The following is a 20331-nucleotide window of genomic DNA, read 5'->3' as shown; positions in this document are numbered from 1 at the left end:
GGCTCTGCCTCGCCTTCACCGTTCGTGAAAAGAAGTTGGAGCAAGTACGCTCCAAGGCGATCGGCTTCAGTTAGCGTTCAGTGATTTGGACGACAACGATGAGTGTCCGCCCGAAACCAATTCATCTATGAACTTCGAAAACAACTCACCTTGAGATCGGATCTGCAGTTTTGAATAAACATTCCTTCGGTGGATACGCACAGTGCCGGGGGAAATTTCGAGGATGCGCCCCACAGCGTCTGCGGAATGACCTTTGAGCGTGTATTCGACGACCTGGCGTTCTCTTGGTGTCAGGGCACCCTGTCCGAAATTGGTAAAAGCAAGGGCCACGCTTTGATAAAGATCATCATCTGCTACCTCGCCTTCAACAGATCCAAACCGGTTGGCAAGATCGTCCCAGTGTCTTTTGCATGTCGCCTGCACAATGGGCCAAAACTCATTGAGTTGTCGGAAATCCTTGGCTGAAAAAGCCTTTTGCTCACGCATCACGGAAACAACCACACTGGCGGATTCAGGAAGCCGGATCACAAAGCCCATTTCTTCCGCAAGCCCGGTTCGGGCATAATAGCTGCGATAGTATTCGCCCTGAAAAAACCTGTCCGGTGCCAGATCGCGAATTCGATGCAGTCCGGGAACGAAATCGGTTTCGCAAACAAGATAAAATGGGTCAAGCAAGTATGGGCCTTCCTGATAGTCCTCAACAAAGACCTTGCGCTTATTTTTTGGGAAATCGTCATACAAATCCAAAGGGCGGGCTTGGCCAAAATATCCAAATACAACAGTGTAATCGAACGGGGTGATCTGCCTCAGCGTATCAGACAAGGTTTGTGCAAAGCTCTCTGAGCCGATAGCGTCAATGAGCGTGCCGGTTGCTTCGTACAAAGCTTTCATGATCCTCCTCCGCGCCCTGCTATTCAGATTGATATACTAAAAACATGGTATATACACTGAAACAAGTTTTTCTTACAGTTTTTCCAATATAGATAGTAGTCAACAAATCGGAAAAAGATAGAAATAAATGGAAAACGGGGGATATGTTGGCGAGGTTGAGCCAGCTGGCAAAAAACCGATCGCAGAACTGCGTGGAGTGACAAAGCGCTTTGGCGAAGTGTTGGCCGCCAGTGATTTGAACCTTTCGATTGCCGAGGGCGAGTTCCTTTCCTTTCTAGGCCCGTCCGGATGCGGCAAGACAACAGCTTTGAGGATGCTGGCAGGTTTCGAAACCCCCACCGAAGGGGATGTGTTGCTGGATGGAAAGGTGGTGAACACGCTCGAAGCGCACCACCGTCCGGTGAACATGGTGTTTCAGCAATATGCATTGTTCCCACATATGACCGTGGCGCAAAATATCGGGTACGGGTTACGCCAGATCCGCCCGCGCATACCAAAGGCAGAGATTTCGGAACGGGTGAGCAAAGCCCTTGATGTGGTGCAACTGGCAGGCTTTGAGGATCGCAAGATCTGGGAGATGTCAGGCGGCCAGCAACAGCGCGTGGCCCTGGCCCGCGCTATCATCAATGAGCCCAAACTCCTGTTGCTGGACGAACCCATGGCCGCGCTTGATCGCAAGTTGCGTAAGGAGATGCAGATCGAACTGCAGGATCTGCAACGCCAGTTGGGTATCACCTTTGTACTGGTGACACACGACCAGGAAGAGGCACTATCGATGAGCGATCGCATTTGCATCATGCGGGACGGCAGAATTGTGCAGATCGGTAGCCCGCAAGAGTTGTATGATCGCCCAAATTCTCGCTATGTCGCTGATTTTGTAGGCACGTCCAACTTCTTTAATGGCAAACTTCAGCGTTCGACGGACGGCTTGTCTGAGGTGCTTCTGGACAATGGAATGCGGATACAGGGCATGCCCGGTGATGGTCTTGTCGACGGGCAGGAGGTGTGCGTTAGCGTGCGCCCTGAACAAATGAAACTGCGCCGTCAGGGCAAAGGTCTTGAGGTCGAAGTCCACAACCGAATTTTTCTTGGCGAACACACTGAATACCTGGTGACGCACGAAACCCTTGGTGACTTCCTCGTACTCGCTCCGCGTCAGGCGGACCTTAGCGAAGGTGCTTTTGCCGTCCGCGACAAAGCCCTGGTCTCGTGGGAGACATCGGCGGCGCTCATTCTCGACCGAAATTAACGACGTCCACAACAACCATGCAAAAGGGAGTAAAGAAAATGACAAAGACCATCGACCATATCTCCAAGAAGGAGTTCATGGAGAAGCTGGAAAGCTACCGGAAAGGCTCAATCACGCGGCGCCATTTCCTGAATGTAACCGGCCTTGGTGCGGCAGCGGCTGTGATGGGGGCCTCGGTGCCCGGTTTGCGCCCACAACCTGCATATGCTGGCGATATTGGTGATCGCGTGGTTCTGGCTACATGGCCGAACTATCATGATCTGGCCAACTTTGACGCCTTTACTGAGGCGACCGGCGCACATGTGCAGGTCAACGTCTTTGGCTCGAACGAAGAAATGCTAGCCAAGTTGCAGGCCGGTGCCACCGGTTGGGATGTCTATGTGCCCACCAACTACACGTTTGAAGATTACGTCAAAGAGGATCTGATCGAACCGTTGGATACGTCGATGTTGCCGAACTATGATGCGTCGGCCTTTGATGCGCGCTACGCCGAGGCAGGTTCAGTCAACGGTAAGCTCTATGGTGTTCCCAAGAACTGGGGATCGACCGGCATGGCCGTCAACACTAAGCACAATGGTGGAAATGCGATTTCATCATGGCGAGAGTTCTTTGATATCACCATGGGCAAGTTCTCGGGTCGTACCATCGTGCACGACTATCAGCTGACCACGATTGGCAGCGCCCTGAACGCCTTTGGCTATTCGTTCAATTCGGTTGACGAGAAAGAGCTGGCCGATGCCGAGAAACTGCTGATTGACGTGAAGCCACATCTGTTTGCCATTACGTCGGACTATCAGCCGGGTATGCGTAATGGGGATGCCTGGTTGACCATCTGCTGGTCCGGCGACGGCAAGCAGCTGAACACCGACATACCCGAGATCGCCTATGTGCTTGGCAAAGAGGGCGGCGAAATCTGGAGCGATTACTGGGCGATCCCCAAAAGCTCCGAGCGCAAGGCAGCGGCCTATGCGTTGATCAACTTCATGCTGGATCCGAATGTTAACGTCAAAGAAGTGCTGGCGCACGGCTATCCGACGGCAGATTCCCGAACATATGATCAACTGCCCGAAGAGTTGAAGAATGATCCGATCATCTTCCCGGCTCAGGAGCTTTTGAGCCCACTGGAATTCGGGGCCGCAGTCACTCTGACCGATCCGAACCGCGCCGAGCTGATGGCTCGGTTCAAGTCGGCCTGATCTGAACTAAGGTGAAGACAACATGACGAATAGAACACGCAACTGGTTGTTGTTGGCACCTGCGGGAACTTGGTTCCTCGTGATGCTGATCATTCCGTTAACAGTTGTCTTCATCTTTAGCTTTGGAGAGCGAGCCTCGTCAGGTGGCGTTGAGCTCGCTCTCACTTTGGAACAATACACCAACCTTCCTGCACGCTGGGCAGCGTTCAAAAATACGATGACGTTGGCGCCGTTAGGAACCATGGCGGCGCTGCTTATCGCCTATCCCCTGGCTTACTTTCTCGCTGTCAAAACGACTCCGAGGTGGAAAACCATCCTGTTGGTTCTGGTGATCGTGCCATTCTGGACGTCGATCCTGATCCGCAGTTACGCTTGGATTTTCCTGCTGGGTGGACGCGGGATACCTGCCTTGTTCGAATGGGTCGGAATTGAGGGACTACGCCTAATCAACACGCCGTTTGCGGTGCTGGTTGGGATTATCTATGGGTATCTACCGCTGATGGTGTTCCCAATCTATGTCAGCCTCGACAAACTCGACAAACGCCTGCTCGAGGCGTCGTCTGATCTGGGCGCAAAGCCGTGGAAGACCTTTCTTCAGATCACGCTCCCGCTTTCGGTGCCCGGCATTGCGACTGGTTGCATGCTCGTCTTTATCCTGTTGATGGGCGAATACCTGATCCCGGCTCTGCTGGGCGGTGGCAAAGTGTTCTTTGTTGGCAATGCACTGGTCGACCTGTTCCTGCAGTCACGCAACTGGGCCTATGGGTCGGCGGTTGCTGTCACCCTTGTGGTCGTCATGCTGATTACCGTCACGATCTACATGCGGCTGATTAGCCGCCTCGGCGCAAGCCGTGAAGACGTATCGATTATGTGAGGCTATGCGATGAGACTGTATGCAATCTGCGTTTACCTTTTTCTCTACATTCCTATCGGTGTCATCGCCCTGTTCAGCTTTAACGCCGGTCGACACGCGAGCCAGCTTCAGGGGTTCTCAACCAAATGGTATGGCAAGGCGCTGTCCAATCCGTTCGTGATGGACGCGCTGGAAACCAGCCTGATCGTGGCATTTTGTTCGGCGCTGTTTGCCAGCGTCTTTGGCACCATGGCCGCCGTCGCCCTGCAGGGCATTCGTGGTCCCGTGCGAGCTACCTTTGATCTGCTGATCTATGTTGCGGTGATGATCCCCGGCATTGTAATTGGGATCGCCACTTTGATCGGGCTGGTCACCGTATTTGACCAACTGAACCCGCTGATTGCGGCGATTTGGCCGGACGGGTTCAAGCCGCCAAAGCTGCGCATGGGCATCGGCTCGCTGATCGCCGCCCACACGATGTTCCTGATGGCGCTTGTGGTAATTATCGTACGGGCACGGCTCGCGGGGATGGATCGCGCGCTGACCGAGGCCTCTTCGGATCTCTACGCCACGCCGATGGGAACGTTCCGACAGGTGACATTGCCGATGATCTTTCCGGCCATCCTGGCGGGTTTTTTGCTGAGCTTCACCTTTAGCTTCGACGACTTCATCATCGCGTTCTTTGTGGCGGGCTCAGAAACGACGCTGCCGATCTATGTGTTCTCATCCATCCGACGCGGTGTGACACCTGAAATCAACGCGATTGGAACGATGGTGATGGGCGTGTCTCTGTTACTGCTGATTACCGCCCAGTTGTTGCTGCAACGCGGAGGTAAAAAGTCCCGATGACCCTTGCAGAAAAATCTCTTAAGGCCCGACCTTTTCCGATACTCGGCGGCAAGGTTGTTCTGGTGACAGGCGCCGGATCAGGAATTGGCCGGGCAGGGGCAATGGCCATGGCCCGTCATGGCGCCAAAGTTATTGTGACAGATCTGGACGCCGACAAGGCTGCGCATGTGGTCGAAGACTTACATGGCGAGGGGCTGGTGGCGGCCTCGAGAGGGCTAGATGTCACCGACGATCAGGCAGTCAAAGCCGAGGTCGACAGAGTCGTCAAAGCTTACGGGCGCCTTGATGTCCTGCACTCTCACGCTGGCTATCAGGTTGAAGGCAACCTTGAGCAGGTGCCCGTTGAAGGTTTGGACATGTCCTGGCGATTGAACGTGCGGTCGCATTTTATCGCGGCTCGCGCTGCGGTGGGTCCCATGCGCGAGCAGGGAGGTGGCAGTGTAATCATCACTTCGTCAAACTCGGGTGTGCAATACGACCGCGAAATGATTGCCTATGCCACTACCAAGCATGCAGTGGTCGCCATGACCCGTCAGATGGCCGCAGATTATGCCAAACACAATGTTCGTTTTAACGCCCTGTGTCCGGGTTTTATCGACACGCCGTTTAACGCCGGTTTCGAAGTGCAAATGGGCGGGCGCGAAAAGCTAGAAAACTACGTGTCTGAAACCATTCCGATGGGACGCTGGGGCACGACCGAAGAAATGGCCGATTCAATCCTGTTTCTGGCCTCCGACATGTCCACCTTTATGACGGGCCATGCGCTGGTCATCGATGGCGGAGAATGCATCTGAACTTCTGTACGGAGCACCAATATGACCAATAGCCTCAAGACACCCAATGGCCGCCTCGCGGGAAAAGTTGCCGTGATTACAGGGGGAGCCACTGGAATGGGGCGGGCCACCGCGCTGATGTTTGCCGAAGAAGGTGCCAAGGTCAGCATCTTTGATATCAAGAATGAAGAGGGTCGGAAAACAGTCGACATGATCCGCGACACAGGTGGTGAGGCGGCATTTTTTCATGCTGATGTCACCAAGGACGCCGAGATCAATGCTGCCTTTGACGCTGCCCTTGAAGCCTTTGGACCCTATAATGTCCTGTTCAATCACGCAGGAACCATCATCGTCAAAGCGATGCATGAAACCAGCGAAGAAGAATATGACTGGTTGATGGATGTAAACGTGAAATCGGCCTTTCTGACCTGCCGTCGTGCGGTTCAGGACATGAGCGCAAATGGCGGCGGCTCAATCGTGATTACTTCGTCTATTGCGGCTGAACTGGGCTATGCGTTGGAGTCAGTCTACTGCATGTCAAAAGGCGCGGTTCTTCAACTGGCGCGCACGATCTCAACCGAATATCGCGATGCGGGCATCCGGTGTAACGCGGTCTGCCCTGGGTTTGTTGAAACGGCGCATGGCCTCAAGGAAATAGCAGAGTTGGACGCCGCCGGACAGGAATGGGAAGACTCTGGGATGGCGGCAACGCAGGGACGCATTTGCTATCCAGAGGAAGTGGCCGCGGCGGTGGTTTTTCTTGCATCTGATGAGGCCAGCTTTGTGAACGGCAATGCAACCTATGTTGACAACGGCTGGTACGCAAAAGGTTAAATGCCAAGCGAATAGGACAATCATGACCATCGGACTTTGAGTTGCACGATCACTTTGGCGGCGCAGCGAATGGCTGGATCGGTGGAGCCGCAATGCGGCGAGAACTTTCACGACGAATGACTGCAATGGGCCGGATGCGGCTTCTGGAGCATTTCAGCAGAAGGTCGGGAAAGTCCGCAACTCAGACATCGACGTACCAAAGTTCGCTGCGCTTTGAATGAATGGCCGCTTTTCTTTCTGCGACGCAGCTGGTGACTTCGGCGAATAGTTTGTTGCGCCTGCTTGGTTCAGAGATGGAGCACTTCCGCTTTGGGCTCGAAGCGGTCGTTCGCTGCACTTGGCATGAGCGGCTGATTTTGAGCGCGAAGCAGGCGTTGTTCTTTTTAAACGACGTAGCCGCTTTTTTGTTTTGTCCGCGCTACGCCGCCCGCTCCTTGAAGCTGACAGACTTAGCGATTACATACCAATCGCGGGCGGACAGCCCGCAATTCCCCCAAACATGATAACGCTCGTCTGCCGAGCCTTGCCCGTAAGTCGCGGAAGACCGCCGGGGTATGGACCGCCCGAGACATGCTTGCGACCGGTGCGAATGGTCTGGGTCTAGCGCCGATCCACTGATGAGCCTAAGGCAGGGCGAAACCAACAGCATCCAGAGCGTCACGAAAATTGTGATCACCAACCCCGCCTTGGGGTGGTCGCCGGTGGCAACAGCCAACGGGATGCGCATCAACATGATGAATAGGAGAAATCACATGGAGCAAGATATCCAACTTGAAGCTGCCGCAGCAAGGCACATCGTCTTGATCGCTATGGCCTACTGTGAAGCCCAAACAGCAACGAGCGGCGAGGAAAGCCCGATTGTGCATGACCGGCAGTGGCAGGCCTGCTGTGGTGTCGCTGCGCGTTTCCTGAGCGATCCTGAAGCTATGACACCGCAACTCTGCCACCATGAATGGCGGCTCAGCCAAATGCGGCACAGTCATCCGCAGTTCTGGCCTGCTGCCGCATCTCGCACTTGGGATGAACTCGACCCGATGGACCAGTATGTCGAACGGGCTGGTTTGGCAGCAATGCGTCAGGCACTGGACGAAACTCGGAGGTTCTCGCGGGGTCGCACCGCGGCGCTGCAATGAACGTCGGACGTTGAAAAGCAGCATTATGCTTGATGTGCGCAACAGAACATATACCGACGGACGAGACATAAAACCTCCCAACCTCCCAACCAAACGCCCGACGGGGAAGTTGGGAGGTTTGATTACTTGTCCGCCCATAAAGAACTGGCCGGCCTAGCTCGTTTGGCCTCTTTACAAGCTGTCCCACTTAAATCAGACCGTCTTGAGGATAGCATTTTCGAACCGAGCGCCTTTGCTATTGGGTCCTGGAACGAGACGGGGCTCTACTTGACGCAAGCGTCGCGCGAAACTGTTACGTGCGGGGATGCGGCCTTCTGGAACACCTTCGGCAGCGCACCATTGGCGAAAATCCAGATATAGGTCTGCAACGGTGACGACCTTGTTTGCCCTGATGGATAGTCTTTCTGCCGCCCACGCACGAACTCGGTCCGCATCCCTCATCCACGCCTCCTTGGCGATGCGTGATGTCATGGGATCCGCCATGCGCCGCGTGGTCAAAAGTTCCGCAGCCGCAACCACGACAAGATGTAGTAGAAGATCCGCCTCGTATTCGATTATGCGATCTGCCAATCCCTCGTCGGCCTGCTCTTCAGAATACGCTTTGTCGAAGACCAGAACCTTGAAGCGGCGCTCAACGCCGCTGTCGATCCCCCCGCTAAATGCGGGCAGCTCATTGCAGATGAACACATGCTGCGCCTTGGGACTGAAATAGAACGGTATGCCGTATGGCAGCCGGGCATGACAGATGTCCCCGGTGATGACCTTTTTTAGCGCGTCGCCTGAAAGATCACGATCCGACGTCTCCTCCGCAACGTTCAGCGCGCACCCGCGCAAAACTGAGACGAAGTAGTCTTGTCCCATCTTGGCTGGCGGCACCGACTGAAGTGCATCCGCTGCGATCAATGATGAGATGACCTTGCGCGTGGTACTTTTTCCTGCGCCGCCCGGCCCAATCCAAATAAGGGCCTGCGGGTGTTTCATTTGCGTGCCGATACCAAGTGCCGCTGCGGCGGCTGTCTGCAGGATCAGCTCAATCCGCGCGCTTTTGTCTTGTTCAGCCCTGTCCAAGTCGAACTCAAGGTTTGGAGCCTCGTGCTGCAGCCGCCTCAAAGTCGTTTTAGCTGAGAACAAACCCGTGAGCAGCTTCATCACGTCGCTTCCCAAAAGTCGCTTCTCAGCATCCTGCACTGGCCATACACCACGTACAGCATGCCGAGCCCGGTGCTTGCGAGCATGTGGTTCGAGCCGTGGGACATATTCACCTGTTGCAACGTCTTGTTCGAACAAAACGAACCCGCTTTCACAGGTGATGCCAACAGGCGCACCTTCAAAAAACCCATTGTCATCGCGTTTGGACATGAGAAGCGACTTGACACTCTGCGCCTTACTGGACGTGATCTTGACCTCGCCAATGCCGTTGGACGGCGTAGGGTAAGTGGCACCGTCAAAGCGCGCGATGGCACGCGTAAGCCGATTGTCGTTGAGAGCAGTCCAAAGCTTGCCATCGTAAATCCAAACTGTGCCCTCAGTGATGACAATGCGACCAAAGAGATCTTCTAGGTTTTCCAGCACACGATCGGCAATCTCTTCGTCGCTACCGCGGAGCAGCTGCTCAACGTTGGACCTTCGCTGCCGCGCGTGGATGCGGTCGGCATCATCCACGGCGGCGGCAACAGCCCGACGTCCCATATCCTGGAGCAGATCGTTCAAATCGGCCTTTTCACCAAGGTTTGACGGTACTGTGACGACATGGACCCGTGCATTTGGGTTTTCTGCCGCCAATTCACGCGCGATCTGGTGGCAGTCCTGCGCTTTGTCGCTGTCGGCAATGATCTCAATCCGACCGGCGTTTGCTCCTATCGTTTCGGGGCGGATGGACCCGAGGCACACCCTGATCTCTGCTGGCCCAGCAAACAATCGGGTTAATCCGGTTTCGATACCTTCGGCGATCGCAATTGTGCCTGTACCCAGTTTGTTTTTGATCCGAACTGAACCATCCCCGATGTAGCCTGCGCTCAGTTTGGTCTTCTTGCCGTTCTCGTCGCGTATCGGTTGCCCATTGCGGTTCAGGATTGTGCCCTGCATGCCAACAATATTTCCATCGTCATCCGTAGCCACCGCCACTAGAGCCGGGTTTTTCTTACCACCCGGTTTGCATTGGAAATCTGGAGCATATCGCAAAGCGTCGTGTTCAAGATCGATCCCAACCAATCCACGGATGTTGCGCAAGTATTCTTCGCCGGGTGAGCCGGCTAAAGGACGTGTCTTCGCAACCTGCTCCTGCACCCATGCGATCTTAGCAGCCTTTTCATCAGATGCCGCGCCGGAGCGTGCTCTTTCCTCCGCTTCTCGCTGCACGGCTTGTTCATCAGTTTCTTCACGGTTCTCCGAGGCCGCCTGTTCTCCCGGTTCCGATTGCTTCTGCTTCCGCCGTCCTTCAAAAACCTTTTCGCCAGTTACGGCTTCAATCTCGCGTACAGCAGCGTTGAAGTCGGCAAGGCCTCGTACCTTCATTAGCGCATCGGTCAGCGAAACCCCTTTTTCGGGCAGGCACGTGCAAAAAATACGATTAGCGTCTGCATCGTAGCGAAATGAAGGGTTCTTATCTTCATGGTCAGGAAACGGGCAGCGCTGATGCTTTTTTCCAGTTTGTGGTTTGGCACCAATGGCGGCGAGGATTTTGTCCGCGTGTGATTCCTCGACGATGCGGAGACGCTCGGTCAAATTTTTCATTGGTCCCCTCATGACCGCCACCGCTGTGTTTCGGTCCGGTATGCTGCAGATTTTGCCTGCATACTTTGTTCCTTTCCTTGGTCTAGGGAGAGCAACAATCATCACTGGCCCCGTTGCGCTCTCCGTGCGGCGGGGTTTCTCCATTCCTATTCCGCTGCCAGATCGGGCGTGTCGATCTTCACAAGCCGCCAGTCGATACCCGCCGCAATTGCGCGGACATGTTCAGCGCGCCAAAAATGCTGGCGACCAATCTGGATGGGTTCCGGCGCATCGCCGCTGTCCACCATACGCAACCACGTGCTTGGCGATCCGGGGAACATGCCCAACGCACCGCTGTGGGTGGAAAGCTGTTTCAGTGTGACGTTCCCTGTTTTCGGGAAGCTGTCGGGGTGGATAGGCATACGGGCGACACTCATGCGGACGCCTGCGTCTGAGGTTCTTCGCCATTGGCTTTTTCAATTGCAGCCCGTGACCGCTTGAAAAAACCTTTCTCCATCATTTCCTGGCCCAGCTTCTCTGCCTTCTTGGCCTCAAGGCCTTCGTAGCTACGAATGATGTCACGGGGATCGTGATCGCCACCAGCTTCTATCCAATTGGTGATGTCGCTGCCGAGATACCGGATTTGTCCCGTGGGAAGGTTCATGAATTTCGGGCCGAGATGGTACTCGCGCCAGTGGTCCAACAGATAGAACTCGTCGTCGCTGAGACCGAGCAGCGCCGCCAGATACCGCTGATCATAAAGACGGTGTGGAACGGGCACTTCGATGTGATCTGACATTGCTAGCCTCCTACAAAAAGATACTGGCAATTCAGATAATGAAAGCAGGGGGGTAAGAACAAACGTTCTAATTTACCCCCCTGATCAGGTGGGTGAGAACACCCCAAGAATGACGTCTTCAACCGTCATTTGGTTGTGTATTCGAGACACTCTTTCAGTGAGTTTCCGGATCATTTCCTGCGCGGCAAAGTTCAGATTGAGGCGGTAGTTCTGATCACTGATATCTGGAGCTTTCAGCGTGGCTTTATGCCACTTGACTACATCGTCACGATCAATCTGCATTACATTTGCAATCAGAGTTCGCGCTTTTTCCACGTTATAGCCTTGCTGATCGATCAGGTACATGACGCCACCCGCAACGCCGCCTTGAAAACCGATTTCCATCGGGTCTTTCGCAGCATTGCCAGCATTCGCTTTGTGCATTGCAGTTGTGCGATCTCTCAGGTGCTTGTCCAGCGCTGGTGACACTATTTCTTCCTGCTCGCGCAAAACATCCAGAATGTCATGCAAGTCGAGAACGTAGGACCATTCGCCAGATTTCACGCGCTCGTTTAAACGTCCACGCAACCAGTCGAAATCTTTTAATACCGTGTCACTCACAACTTTGCCCCCGCAATCAACGGCACCACGATAGCACCGCCCTCCTGAAGCTGAACCAGAAACTGCGAATAAGCTTCCATCATAACGCGGCGCTGGGCGAGGAACGATGTGCGGTCATATGCGCGGCCATGCTGTTCCTTCGATGCGTGGGATAACTGTGCCTCTGCCAGTTTCTCGTCGAACCCGAGATGCTCGGTCACCAATGTGCGCAGCGTTGCCCGCAGGCCATGTGCGTCGGTCTCTCCATCAAACCCGATCCTGCGGATCATGTTCATTGTGGCCGGTTCAGAAACAGGTCCGTTCTCGCTGGCGAATACGTACTCGCGGTGGCCATTGAGCTAGTACATCTCGTTGAGGATTTTGATCACCGCGTCCGTCAGGGGTATGGCGAGCGTGATACCTGTCTTGGTGACAGGGTTGTTCCAGACCCGCTCGCCCATGTTGATGTCCGCCCATCGCATTTTGCGCACCTCACCGGCCCTCTGACCTGTATGTGCGATAATCTGCACCAGAGGTTTGCCCAAAGTGTGATGCGGCCAAGCGTCCAGCGCCTGCAGAAACAGCGCCAGACGTTCTGGCTCAACGATGGCTGGGTGGTGCTTCTTCGGCTGGGGCTTGAACCTGTCGATCACGTTTGCTCCCGGCACGACAGAGATCAAGCCTTCGGCCTCCGCATAGCCTAGAACTTGCCGCAGGATGCGAATGACCCGGCGTGCAGTCTCATGCGATCCACGATCCGCGATCTTGAGCGCAACGGCCTTGATATCGACTGCCGTGATATCCGCGACCACTACAGCCCCCAACAGAGGGATGGCATCCTTTTCGATCCGGTTGCGGGCGCGGACATAAGTCTTCTCTGCCCAGTGTGGACGCTCCTCTGCCAGCCATGCGCGTGCGACACCGGCGAAGGTGGTGTCCGTCAGACCTGACCGAGCCTGTACCCCTGCGCGCATCTCCGCCACGTCGGGGTTGATATTGGTGTCAAGCAAGTTCCTCTGCGCCTCGACGCGCTGGCGCGCGTCCTTGAGGCCGACAGAGGGATAGGAGCCCAAGCTCATCTCACGCTGCTTACCATCGACCCTATAGCGCCAGACCCATGTCCTGCCGCCTTTCGGGTGAACGATCAGCGTCAGGCCACCGCCATCTGCCAGCTTGATCTTCTTGTAGCCGGGTTTCGCAGCCTTGATTTGTTTGTCTGTAAGTTTGGTCATCTTGCATACTTTCTCACTGGCGAACCCCACACAGACCCCCACAATGGGTATTCTGGCAGAGCCCAAGTTTCCTTGGGGGTGAGAAAGACTGGCACGTCAAAAGCCTTATTTACAAAGCCGTGTGACTGCGAGTGAATTCGAACTGAGGAGAAAAATGGTGGAGCCTAGGGGAGTCGAACCCCTGACCTCTTGCATGCCATGCAAGCGCTCTCCCAACTGAGCTAAGGCCCCTTCCAGGTACCACCGTAGCGGTGGACGGACGTTTATGAGACGACGGCAATGAGTGCAAGTCCAAAAATGGATTATGCGGAAAAGTTTCTGCCTCACATCCGGGGGAAGTCAGAGGCGGCGCAAGGGCCGCCCCGGACCGGTTTTAGCTGTCGTCTTCCGCTGGCATATCGGTGATCTCTTCCAGCGAGACTTCTTCGCTGCTGTCGTCATCATCGTCCAGCAGATCATCGTCCAGTTCGACGTCGACACTGTCGTCATCGTCCAGAACCAGTTCTTCTTCCGACGCATTTTCGCGTGCTTTTGCCGATGCGGCATCTTCCGCATCTGCTGCGATCATCCGGCTCTTGCCGGTTTCAAGCTCCACGATCTCGCCGGTGTAGGGGCTGATGATCGGGTTCTTGTTCAGGTCGTAAAACCGCTTACCGGTGGTCGGGCAAACGCGCTTTACACCCCATTCTTCCTTGGGCATTTCAGATCCCCTTGATATCAGGTGAGTCGTAGTAATGATTCAGGTCACGTGCCACATGCAGCGGGCACTGTCAAAGCCTTTGAGCAGGAGAAACAGGCACATGGGGGATCACGCATTGCCCGGAAAACCGCCGGTGCCGCTAACGCTGCGCAAATCGGCCAGGGCGCGGCGTATCAGCTTGCGGATTTCTCAATTGGATGGGCGGGTTACACTGACCTACCCTAAAGGTGTGGCTGAAGCCGAGGCGCTGAATTTCGCCAAGGTCAAGGAAGACTGGATCCGTCAGCATCTTGAGGACCGACCCGACCCATCAGCCGTAGGATTCGGGCAATCTATCCCTATAGAAGGCAAAGACAGGCGAATCGTACCCGCAGAGGGTCGACGTGTCCTGCTGCGGGACGCAGAGGTAGCAGTCCCGAAAGGGGCCGAAGCCCGGCGATTGGCAAGGTTCTTAAAGGAACTGGCGCGGGATCGCCTGACCGAGGCCTGCGACGATTATTCGACAATGCTGGACCGACCTTACACCAGCCTTACCCTGCGCGATACGCGGTCCCGTTGGGGATCGTGCAGTTCGGCTGGTGGTCTGATGTTTTCCTGGCGCCTGATCCTCGCGCCATCGGACATTCTGCATTACGTCGCCGCACATGAGGTCGCGCATCTGGCTGAAATGAACCATTCGCCCGCGTTCTGGTCGCAGGTCGAGCGCCTGTTTGGTGACTGCAAAGCCCAAAGGCGCTGGCTGCGCGACAACGGGGCGCAGCTTCACCAGTATAGATTTGATAGCACTACGAGTTGACCACGCGGCGATTTGTGATCACATGGGGTTATGTTAAGCGCTCGCCCAACCGACACCCAGCCTGCAGCTCATGATGTGGTCTATCGAGCCCTGCGCTCGCGTATCATGCACGGCGACATAGCGCCGGGGCAGGCGTTGACCCTGCGCGGGATCGGCAAGGAATTTGATGTCTCAATGACGCCTGCGCGCGAAGCGGTGCGGCGACTGGTGGCCGAAGGGGCGCTGTTTCTGTCTTCTTCGGGTCGGGTGTCCACGCCCGAGCTGACCAATGATCGTATCGAAGAGTTGGCGGCTCTGCGTGCACTGCTCGAGGTCGAGCTGGCCAGTCGTGCATTGCCCCGTGCACATATGGCCCTGATCGACCGCTTGCAGAGCATCAACATGACCGTCGCGGAAATGGTCACGAAACGGGATGCTGTCGGTTACATCCGGTCGAACCTGGAATTCCATCGCACGCTGTATTTGCGCGCTCAGGCTCCGGCGATGCTGGCCATTGTGGAAACGGTGTGGCTTCAGCTGGGGCCGACGATGCGCGCGCTTTACGGGCGGTTGCGGCGGACAGAACCGCCGCATTTTCACAAGCTGATCATCGCTGCGTTGAAGGCGGGGGATGAGCCCGGATTGAGGCTGGCTGTACGTTCGGATGTGACGCAAGGGCTGCGGATGCTGGTCAGTTAAGCGGCTTGTCGCCGAAGTGATCGGGTTGCCGTTTCCAAGCACCGCAGAACTAGCTTGCGCACTTGGTCTGCGATACTCTGACCCAAATCACAACAAGAGCAGATTTCAGACATGATCAATCGACGCCTATTTTCAGTTGGACTTGGGTCAACGTTTTTGGCCGCCTGTTCCGGTGGCACGCCAACCAGCGCCCCGGCAACGCGGATGCGGGCCGTCCCCAACGCAGGCTATGACGCCTGGGTTGCCGGCTTTAAGTCCCGCGCGGCCTCGCAAGGTATTTCTCAGACCACCATCAACCGGGCCTTTCAGGGGGCGGGGTACCTGCCGGGCGTGATCGAGCGAGATCGCAATCAGGTCGAATTCAAACGCTCGCTTGAGGATTATCTGGCGATTGCAGCTTCCGATGAACGGATCGCAACCGGCAAGCAGATGCTGGTGCGCCATGCCGGAACCCTTTCAGAGATCGAGGCAAAATACGGCGTCGACAAAGAGGTTATCGTTGCCGTCTGGGGTCTGGAAAGCCGGTATGGATCTCGCCGGGGGGACGTGCCGGTGGTGTCGGCGGTGTCGACTTTGGCCTATGACGGGCGCCGCGGCGCGTTTTTTGAAAAACAGCTAATCGCTGCCCTGAAGATCATTCAAGAGGGCGATACAACGCCCGCGAACATGACCGGCAGCTGGGCCGGGGCGATGGGGCATACACAGTTCATCCCGACGTCTTACTTGGCTTATGCGGTGGATTTCACCGGTGATGGCCGTCGGGACATCTGGTCCGAGGATCCCACGGACTCTTTGGCCTCGACAGCCGCATATCTGGCGCGGGCTGGCTGGGTTCGCGGACAGCCATGGGGCGGCGAAGCAGGCACTGTTTCGGGAACACCTGTCGCGGTGCTACAGCCGCAAAACCCGGGGCCGCGCATTGCGGTGTTCCGCAATTTCCAGGTGATCAAGCGCTATAACAATTCGGACAGTTATGCGATCGGCGTTGGGCACCTGTCCGACCGGATTGCCGGTGGCGCGCCGTTTCAGGCCTCGTTCGGGCCCGATGCGACCGGGTTGACGCTTGAGGATCGCAAAGAGCTGCAGCGCCGTCTGACATCTGCAGGATATGACACGCAGGGCGCGGATGGGGTTATCGGCAACAACACTAAATCTGCCATCAGCGCATATCAACGCGCCAGTGGTTTGGCCGTAACCGGGGAGCCTTCAGCGGCTTTGTTGCGACAGCTCGGCGGCTGACGGTTTAGGCCGCCAACCCTTTCGAGCCGATATCCAGGAACTTTTGGCGGCGGTCCTTGATCAGGGCTGCCGCATCCTTGCCATCCAGCTCTTTCAGCATAGCAGCAATGGCGCCTCGCACAGAGTCGACCGTTGCGGCGCGGTCGCGATGCGCGCCGCCCTTGGGTTCGGTGATGATGTGATCACAGACGCCCAGCTTTTGCAGGTCTTGTGCGGTCAGGCGCAGGGCTTCAGCGGCCTCTCGCATTTTCTCCGAGTCTTTCCACAGGATCGACGCGCAGCCTTCGGGCGAGATCACCGAATAAACCGAATGCTCCAGCATCGCGACGCGGTTTGCTGTGGCAAACGCTACTGCGCCGCCTGAACCACCTTCGCCGATGATCACAGACACCAAAGGCACGCCGATCTTCAGGCACATCTCGGTTGACCGCGCGATGGCCTCGGACTGGCCGCGTTCCTCGGCACCTTTGCCCGGATATGCACCGGCCGTGTCGATCAAGGTGATGACAGGCAGGCCGAAACGCCCGGCCATTTCCATCAGGCGTACGGCTTTGCGATACCCTTCAGGACGGGCCATGCCGAAATTCCGTTCGATCCGCGATTTGGTGTCCGAGCCCTTTTCGTGCCCGATCACCATGACGGGCTGGTCGTCGAAACGGGCCAGACCCCCAATCACAGCCAGATCGTCGGCAAAGTTGCGATCACCTGCCAGCGGCGTGAATTCAGTAAACAGCTCTGCCACGTAATCCTGGCAATGGGGGCGTTCGGGGTGACGCGCAACCTGACATTTCCGCCATGGGGTCAGATCGCCATAAAGCTCATCCAGCAACTTGGCGGCCTTGGCATCCAGCGCGGCGGCTTCTTCGGCCACGTCCATCTCTTCGTTGGCACGGGCAAGCGCGCGCAATTCCTCGGCCTTGCCTTCAATCTCGGCCAGGGGTTTTTCGAAATCCAGATACTGGGTCATGACGCCTCTCAACGCGGAAGTTCATTGCTATATGAACTTGCTGTCAGAGGAATGCAACACAAGGTAAAGCGGGCCCCGATCAGGGGCCGCGCCGGTATGGGTTACTTCACAGGTACGTAGCTGGACGGTAGGCCGTCGTCGTCAGCGTTCACCATGTAGTACTGGTTCTCGCCGCTGTCCCAGACCAGAAATGCGTCCGCGCCTTCGGGTTTGGTCTGTTCGCCCCATGGGGCCTGAATGGTCAGAGCATCGCTTTTTGCATATCCCAGATCAGACAGGCGCAGCATATCAACCGGTGTTGTCTTGAGCGCGCCGACAATGCCGGGCGCCTGATCTTCGAACATCGCCTTGATATCAGGGGCCATGTCCAGCCGTTCGATCAGGCGCGTATTCTTGGCGGCAACATCGTCCAGCGAAACCAGCTCGTAGGCCTCGTCAAACGTGCTCTTTCCGATGATGTAGAAGTCTGGGCCATCCTTGCGGAACTGCAGCGCAATGATCGAGCCGGTATTCTCGGTCAGGTAAGCCTGATCGTAACTGGTGCCATCAACCGAACCGAGGTTGTCGCGGATCGCCTCGGGGATGGCGTCGAAGTCATCGCTGGTCAGCTGCCAACCCAGGATTGGGCGATCCTTGATATAGGCTTCGGGCGCCGGGTTATGCTGGCTGACACGTTCAGAAATCATGGTTTGTGTCTGGACGTCATCGGCCTGCGCAATAGCCGGTATTGCGGCAAGGATGGCGGCAAACAGAATTTGGCGGAGCGGGCGAGATGGATTGTTCATATCGGTCCTCATTTACCATGTTGAAAAATCTATTGGTCTCGTGAGTTATCCGCCCATTGTAACATCCCTACGTGTGTAATCCGATGTGAATTCAGTGAGATTTGTAGCTGCGAAATATGAATCCGCAGGTGGGCAAGTAGAAAGGATGCCGATGAAGACCGCGTTCTGAGTGTTTTGGCCCACAGTCATGGTAATCAGGCTGAAGACCTGCCGCTGAAATTGCTCAGTTCGGGTATAGAACCGGGTAGAGCGAGCCGACGAGCAAAGCCGCCATTGTCCAGTTGAACACCATCAACCGGCGCGGGTTCGTCAGGATGCGCGCCATTTGCTGGCCCAGAACGGTCCATGTGCTGACCGAGGGCAGGTTGACTGCTCCGAAAACAAGGGCCACCACAATGATAGCCTGAAGGGTCTGGTCCGGTGTGTAGGCGGTTGTGGCTGTCAGGGCCATGGCCCAGGCCTTGGGGTTGACCCATTGAAACGCCGCCGCCTGCAGAAACGTCATCGGCGTGCCTGTCGAGCTTTGTCCCTTCGCCGGGGCGGCGTGGGCGATTTTCCAAGCAAGGAACAGAAGATACGCAACAGAGGCGAATTTCAGCACCGTGTAGCTGACCGGATATCTGTCGAATAGCTGCACCAGCCCTGTACCGACCAATAGCACCATGAAGGTAAACCCAAGCCCGATCCCCAACATGTGCGGGATGCTTTTGCGAAATCCGAAATTGGCCCCAGACGCCATCAGCATCAGGTTGTTGGGTCCAGGCGTAATGGACGAGACAAAAGCAAAGGCGATCAGGGCCAGAAGGATATCGTAGGTCATGAGTTGGATAATTGCTGCAAACTGAACAAATGAAATTGCGTTTTAATGCGTGATCTCGTTAATATCGCAATCAATGGCGAAAATTGACCACATAAATCAGCAAATATTGCGAGAGCTTTCGCAAGACGGCCGCATCAGCAATCTGGATCTGGCAGACCGAGTGGGGCTATCTCCTTCTGCCTGCCTGCGCCGCGTGCAGGAGCTGGAGCGTTCGGGTGTAATCTCGGGCTACCGCGCAGTCCTGAACCCATCCGAGATTGGTGTCGGATTCGTTGCCTATATCGGCGTTGGGCTGGGTGAACATACCAAGGCTGCACAGGAAGGGTTCGAACGTGCCCTACAACGTGTGCCGGAAGTGGTCGAATGCCACAATATCACGGGGACCATCGAATACCTGTTGCGCGTGGAATGCGCGGACTTACCTTCGTACAAGACATTCCACACCGAAGTTCTGGGAACACTGCCGCATGTGACGTCGATCACGTCTTATGTGGTGATGGATTCACCCAAAGATATGCGCGCCTGACGTTGGAATTGTGATCTTCAACCGGCTTGCCGGGTGAATTTTCACAGCCTAGTGTCTTCTCAAGGACCTGATCGAAGGGGAACAACCCCAACAGGCCACACACAGGGAGAAGATAATGAAATTTGTTCGCATTGGAGCGCTGATAGCAGCTGCGGCGTTTATCGCCAGTTCAGCAGTGGCCGCGCCGCTCAAATTGCAGCCCGCCAGTCCGCAACCCAGTCCAAAAGCGGGATTGAATGTAAAATATGTGGGAACTGGTACTCAGCGCAAAATCCGCAATCTCACTCATGCCAAGCAGTTATTGCCTAAGGCCCAGCCGGGGCAGCCGCTGATCGGTTTGGATTATAGGGATACAAACGAGGGCGAGGATGTTTTGACATTCGACCACCACTATAATGTCGCTGCAGAAATCACCGGTTACATGCGCTTTGACTCACCGGGCGTTTACGAGTTGGAGACATGGTCAAACGATGGGATCGATGCCTGGGTTGGCGGGCAGCAGATCGGCAAAGTCAATAGTATTCAGGGGTGTGAGGCCAATCAACGAACCGAAGTAGAGGTGCCGAAGGCGGGTTGGTATCCGCTGAAGATAATCTATTTCCAGAAGCTCGGTACATCTTGCCTGATGATGAAGTCGGGAAAAAAAGGTGAACGTTTTACGTGGACGCCCAATAACGTCTTTGGCCGATAGTTCCCAAAAAGGCGCCCTTAAGGGCGCCT

General features: G+C 55.8%; 24 protein-coding genes and 1 tRNA gene. 13 read left to right on the top strand and 12 right to left on the bottom strand.

Annotated elements, in window-relative coordinates; all coding sequences use genetic code 11:
* Window positions 1-66 precede the first annotated feature (66 nt).
* Window positions 67-891, bottom strand: a complete 825-nt coding sequence (locus AC2FLA_RS15820; RefSeq protein WP_282169971.1) for a helix-turn-helix transcriptional regulator — start codon at window positions 889-891, stop codon at window positions 67-69.
* Between the two features lie 127 nt (window positions 892-1018).
* Here AC2FLA_RS15820 and AC2FLA_RS15815 point away from each other — a divergent pair, with 127 nt between their 5' ends.
* From AC2FLA_RS15815 to AC2FLA_RS15780, 8 genes are all read left to right on the top strand, one after another.
* Window positions 1019-2140: an ABC transporter ATP-binding protein gene (locus AC2FLA_RS15815; RefSeq protein WP_058277029.1), complete on the top strand. Its 1122-nt coding sequence runs from the start codon at window positions 1019-1021 to the stop codon at window positions 2138-2140.
* A 38-nt stretch (window positions 2141-2178) separates the two neighbouring features.
* Window positions 2179-3336, top strand: coding sequence for an ABC transporter substrate-binding protein (locus AC2FLA_RS15810; RefSeq protein ID WP_058277121.1), 1158 nt, complete (start codon window positions 2179-2181; stop codon window positions 3334-3336).
* 22 nt (window positions 3337-3358) lie between these two features.
* On the top strand, window positions 3359-4210 hold the full coding sequence (locus AC2FLA_RS15805; protein WP_282169970.1) for an ABC transporter permease: 852 nt from the start codon (window positions 3359-3361) through the stop codon (window positions 4208-4210).
* 9 nt (window positions 4211-4219) lie between these two features.
* On the top strand, window positions 4220-5038 hold the full coding sequence (locus AC2FLA_RS15800; protein WP_282169969.1) for an ABC transporter permease: 819 nt from the start codon (window positions 4220-4222) through the stop codon (window positions 5036-5038).
* The gene (locus AC2FLA_RS15795; protein ID WP_058277032.1) at window positions 5035-5832 is read left to right on the top strand and encodes an SDR family NAD(P)-dependent oxidoreductase; all 798 of its coding nucleotides are present in this window, start codon (window positions 5035-5037) and stop codon (window positions 5830-5832) included. The genes AC2FLA_RS15800 and AC2FLA_RS15795 overlap by 4 nt, the downstream gene beginning before the upstream one ends.
* 21 nt (window positions 5833-5853) lie before the next feature.
* Window positions 5854-6645: an SDR family NAD(P)-dependent oxidoreductase gene (locus AC2FLA_RS15790; RefSeq protein WP_058277033.1), complete on the top strand. Its 792-nt coding sequence runs from the start codon at window positions 5854-5856 to the stop codon at window positions 6643-6645.
* Between the two features lie 221 nt (window positions 6646-6866).
* Window positions 6867-7148, top strand: a complete 282-nt coding sequence (locus AC2FLA_RS15785) for a hypothetical protein (protein WP_282169968.1) — start codon at window positions 6867-6869, stop codon at window positions 7146-7148.
* A gap of 249 nt (window positions 7149-7397) precedes the next feature.
* Window positions 7398-7778 carry a hypothetical protein gene (locus AC2FLA_RS15780; RefSeq protein WP_282169967.1) on the top strand — a complete coding sequence of 127 codons (381 nt, stop codon included), beginning with the start codon at window positions 7398-7400 and terminating at the stop codon, window positions 7776-7778.
* 192 nt (window positions 7779-7970) lie between these two features.
* Here the strand turns inward: AC2FLA_RS15780 and AC2FLA_RS15775 are convergent, their stop codons facing one another.
* From AC2FLA_RS15775 to AC2FLA_RS15740, 8 genes are all read right to left on the bottom strand, one after another.
* Window positions 7971-10511, bottom strand: coding sequence for a phage/plasmid primase, P4 family (locus AC2FLA_RS15775; RefSeq protein ID WP_496723421.1), 2541 nt, complete (start codon window positions 10509-10511; stop codon window positions 7971-7973).
* Window positions 10512-10657: 146 nt separating this feature from the next.
* Entirely contained in the window at window positions 10658-10927 is a 270-nt protein-coding gene (locus AC2FLA_RS15770) for a hypothetical protein (protein WP_170512719.1), read from the bottom strand.
* Complete coding sequence (locus tag AC2FLA_RS15765; protein WP_282169965.1) at window positions 10924-11289, bottom strand: helix-turn-helix transcriptional regulator; 366 nt, start codon at window positions 11287-11289, stop codon at window positions 10924-10926. The genes AC2FLA_RS15770 and AC2FLA_RS15765 overlap by 4 nt, the downstream gene beginning before the upstream one ends.
* Before the next feature lie 84 nt (window positions 11290-11373).
* Window positions 11374-11889, bottom strand: a complete 516-nt coding sequence (locus AC2FLA_RS15760; RefSeq protein ID WP_496707281.1) for a hypothetical protein — start codon at window positions 11887-11889, stop codon at window positions 11374-11376.
* A complete protein-coding gene (locus tag AC2FLA_RS15755) occupies window positions 11886-12158 on the bottom strand; it encodes a hypothetical protein (protein ID WP_496723419.1) in 273 nt (90 codons plus the stop codon). The genes AC2FLA_RS15760 and AC2FLA_RS15755 overlap by 4 nt, the downstream gene beginning before the upstream one ends.
* A 69-nt stretch (window positions 12159-12227) precedes the next feature.
* Entirely contained in the window at window positions 12228-13100 is an 873-nt protein-coding gene (locus tag AC2FLA_RS15750) for a tyrosine-type recombinase/integrase (protein ID WP_496723417.1), read from the bottom strand.
* A gap of 155 nt (window positions 13101-13255) precedes the next feature.
* Window positions 13256-13331, bottom strand: a tRNA-Ala gene (locus AC2FLA_RS15745).
* A 142-nt stretch (window positions 13332-13473) separates the two neighbouring features.
* Complete coding sequence (locus AC2FLA_RS15740) at window positions 13474-13800, bottom strand: TIGR02300 family protein (protein ID WP_496723415.1); 327 nt, start codon at window positions 13798-13800, stop codon at window positions 13474-13476.
* Between the two features lie 100 nt (window positions 13801-13900).
* Here AC2FLA_RS15740 and AC2FLA_RS15735 point away from each other — a divergent pair, with 100 nt between their 5' ends.
* From AC2FLA_RS15735 to AC2FLA_RS15725, 3 genes are all read left to right on the top strand, one after another.
* Entirely contained in the window at window positions 13901-14596 is a 696-nt protein-coding gene (locus AC2FLA_RS15735) for a M48 family metallopeptidase (protein ID WP_496723413.1), read from the top strand.
* 30 nt (window positions 14597-14626) lie between these two features.
* Window positions 14627-15274: a GntR family transcriptional regulator gene (locus AC2FLA_RS15730; protein ID WP_496723411.1), complete on the top strand. Its 648-nt coding sequence runs from the start codon at window positions 14627-14629 to the stop codon at window positions 15272-15274.
* Between the two features lie 111 nt (window positions 15275-15385).
* Window positions 15386-16513, top strand: coding sequence for a lytic murein transglycosylase (locus tag AC2FLA_RS15725; RefSeq protein ID WP_496723409.1), 1128 nt, complete (start codon window positions 15386-15388; stop codon window positions 16511-16513).
* 4 nt (window positions 16514-16517) lie between these two features.
* Here AC2FLA_RS15725 and AC2FLA_RS15720 read toward each other — a convergent pair whose 3' ends face one another.
* From AC2FLA_RS15720 to AC2FLA_RS15710, 3 genes are all read right to left on the bottom strand, one after another.
* Window positions 16518-17480: an acetyl-CoA carboxylase carboxyltransferase subunit alpha gene (locus AC2FLA_RS15720; protein WP_108861352.1), complete on the bottom strand. Its 963-nt coding sequence runs from the start codon at window positions 17478-17480 to the stop codon at window positions 16518-16520.
* A gap of 101 nt (window positions 17481-17581) precedes the next feature.
* On the bottom strand, window positions 17582-18265 hold the full coding sequence (locus tag AC2FLA_RS15715; RefSeq protein WP_496723407.1) for a hypothetical protein: 684 nt from the start codon (window positions 18263-18265) through the stop codon (window positions 17582-17584).
* A gap of 223 nt (window positions 18266-18488) precedes the next feature.
* Window positions 18489-19085: a LysE family translocator gene (locus AC2FLA_RS15710; protein ID WP_496723405.1), complete on the bottom strand. Its 597-nt coding sequence runs from the start codon at window positions 19083-19085 to the stop codon at window positions 18489-18491.
* Between the two features lie 73 nt (window positions 19086-19158).
* Here AC2FLA_RS15710 and AC2FLA_RS15705 point away from each other — a divergent pair, with 73 nt between their 5' ends.
* Window positions 19159-19611 carry an Lrp/AsnC family transcriptional regulator gene (locus AC2FLA_RS15705; protein ID WP_058273360.1) on the top strand — a complete coding sequence of 151 codons (453 nt, stop codon included), beginning with the start codon at window positions 19159-19161 and terminating at the stop codon, window positions 19609-19611.
* A 115-nt stretch (window positions 19612-19726) separates the two neighbouring features.
* The gene (locus AC2FLA_RS15700) at window positions 19727-20302 is read left to right on the top strand and encodes a PA14 domain-containing protein (protein WP_496723403.1); all 576 of its coding nucleotides are present in this window, start codon (window positions 19727-19729) and stop codon (window positions 20300-20302) included.
* The last annotated feature ends 29 nt before the right edge of the window (window positions 20303-20331 follow it).

This window comes from Ruegeria sp. CDSA033, assembly GCF_059612305.1.
This window is presented reverse-complemented; position numbering and strand designations above follow the sequence as displayed.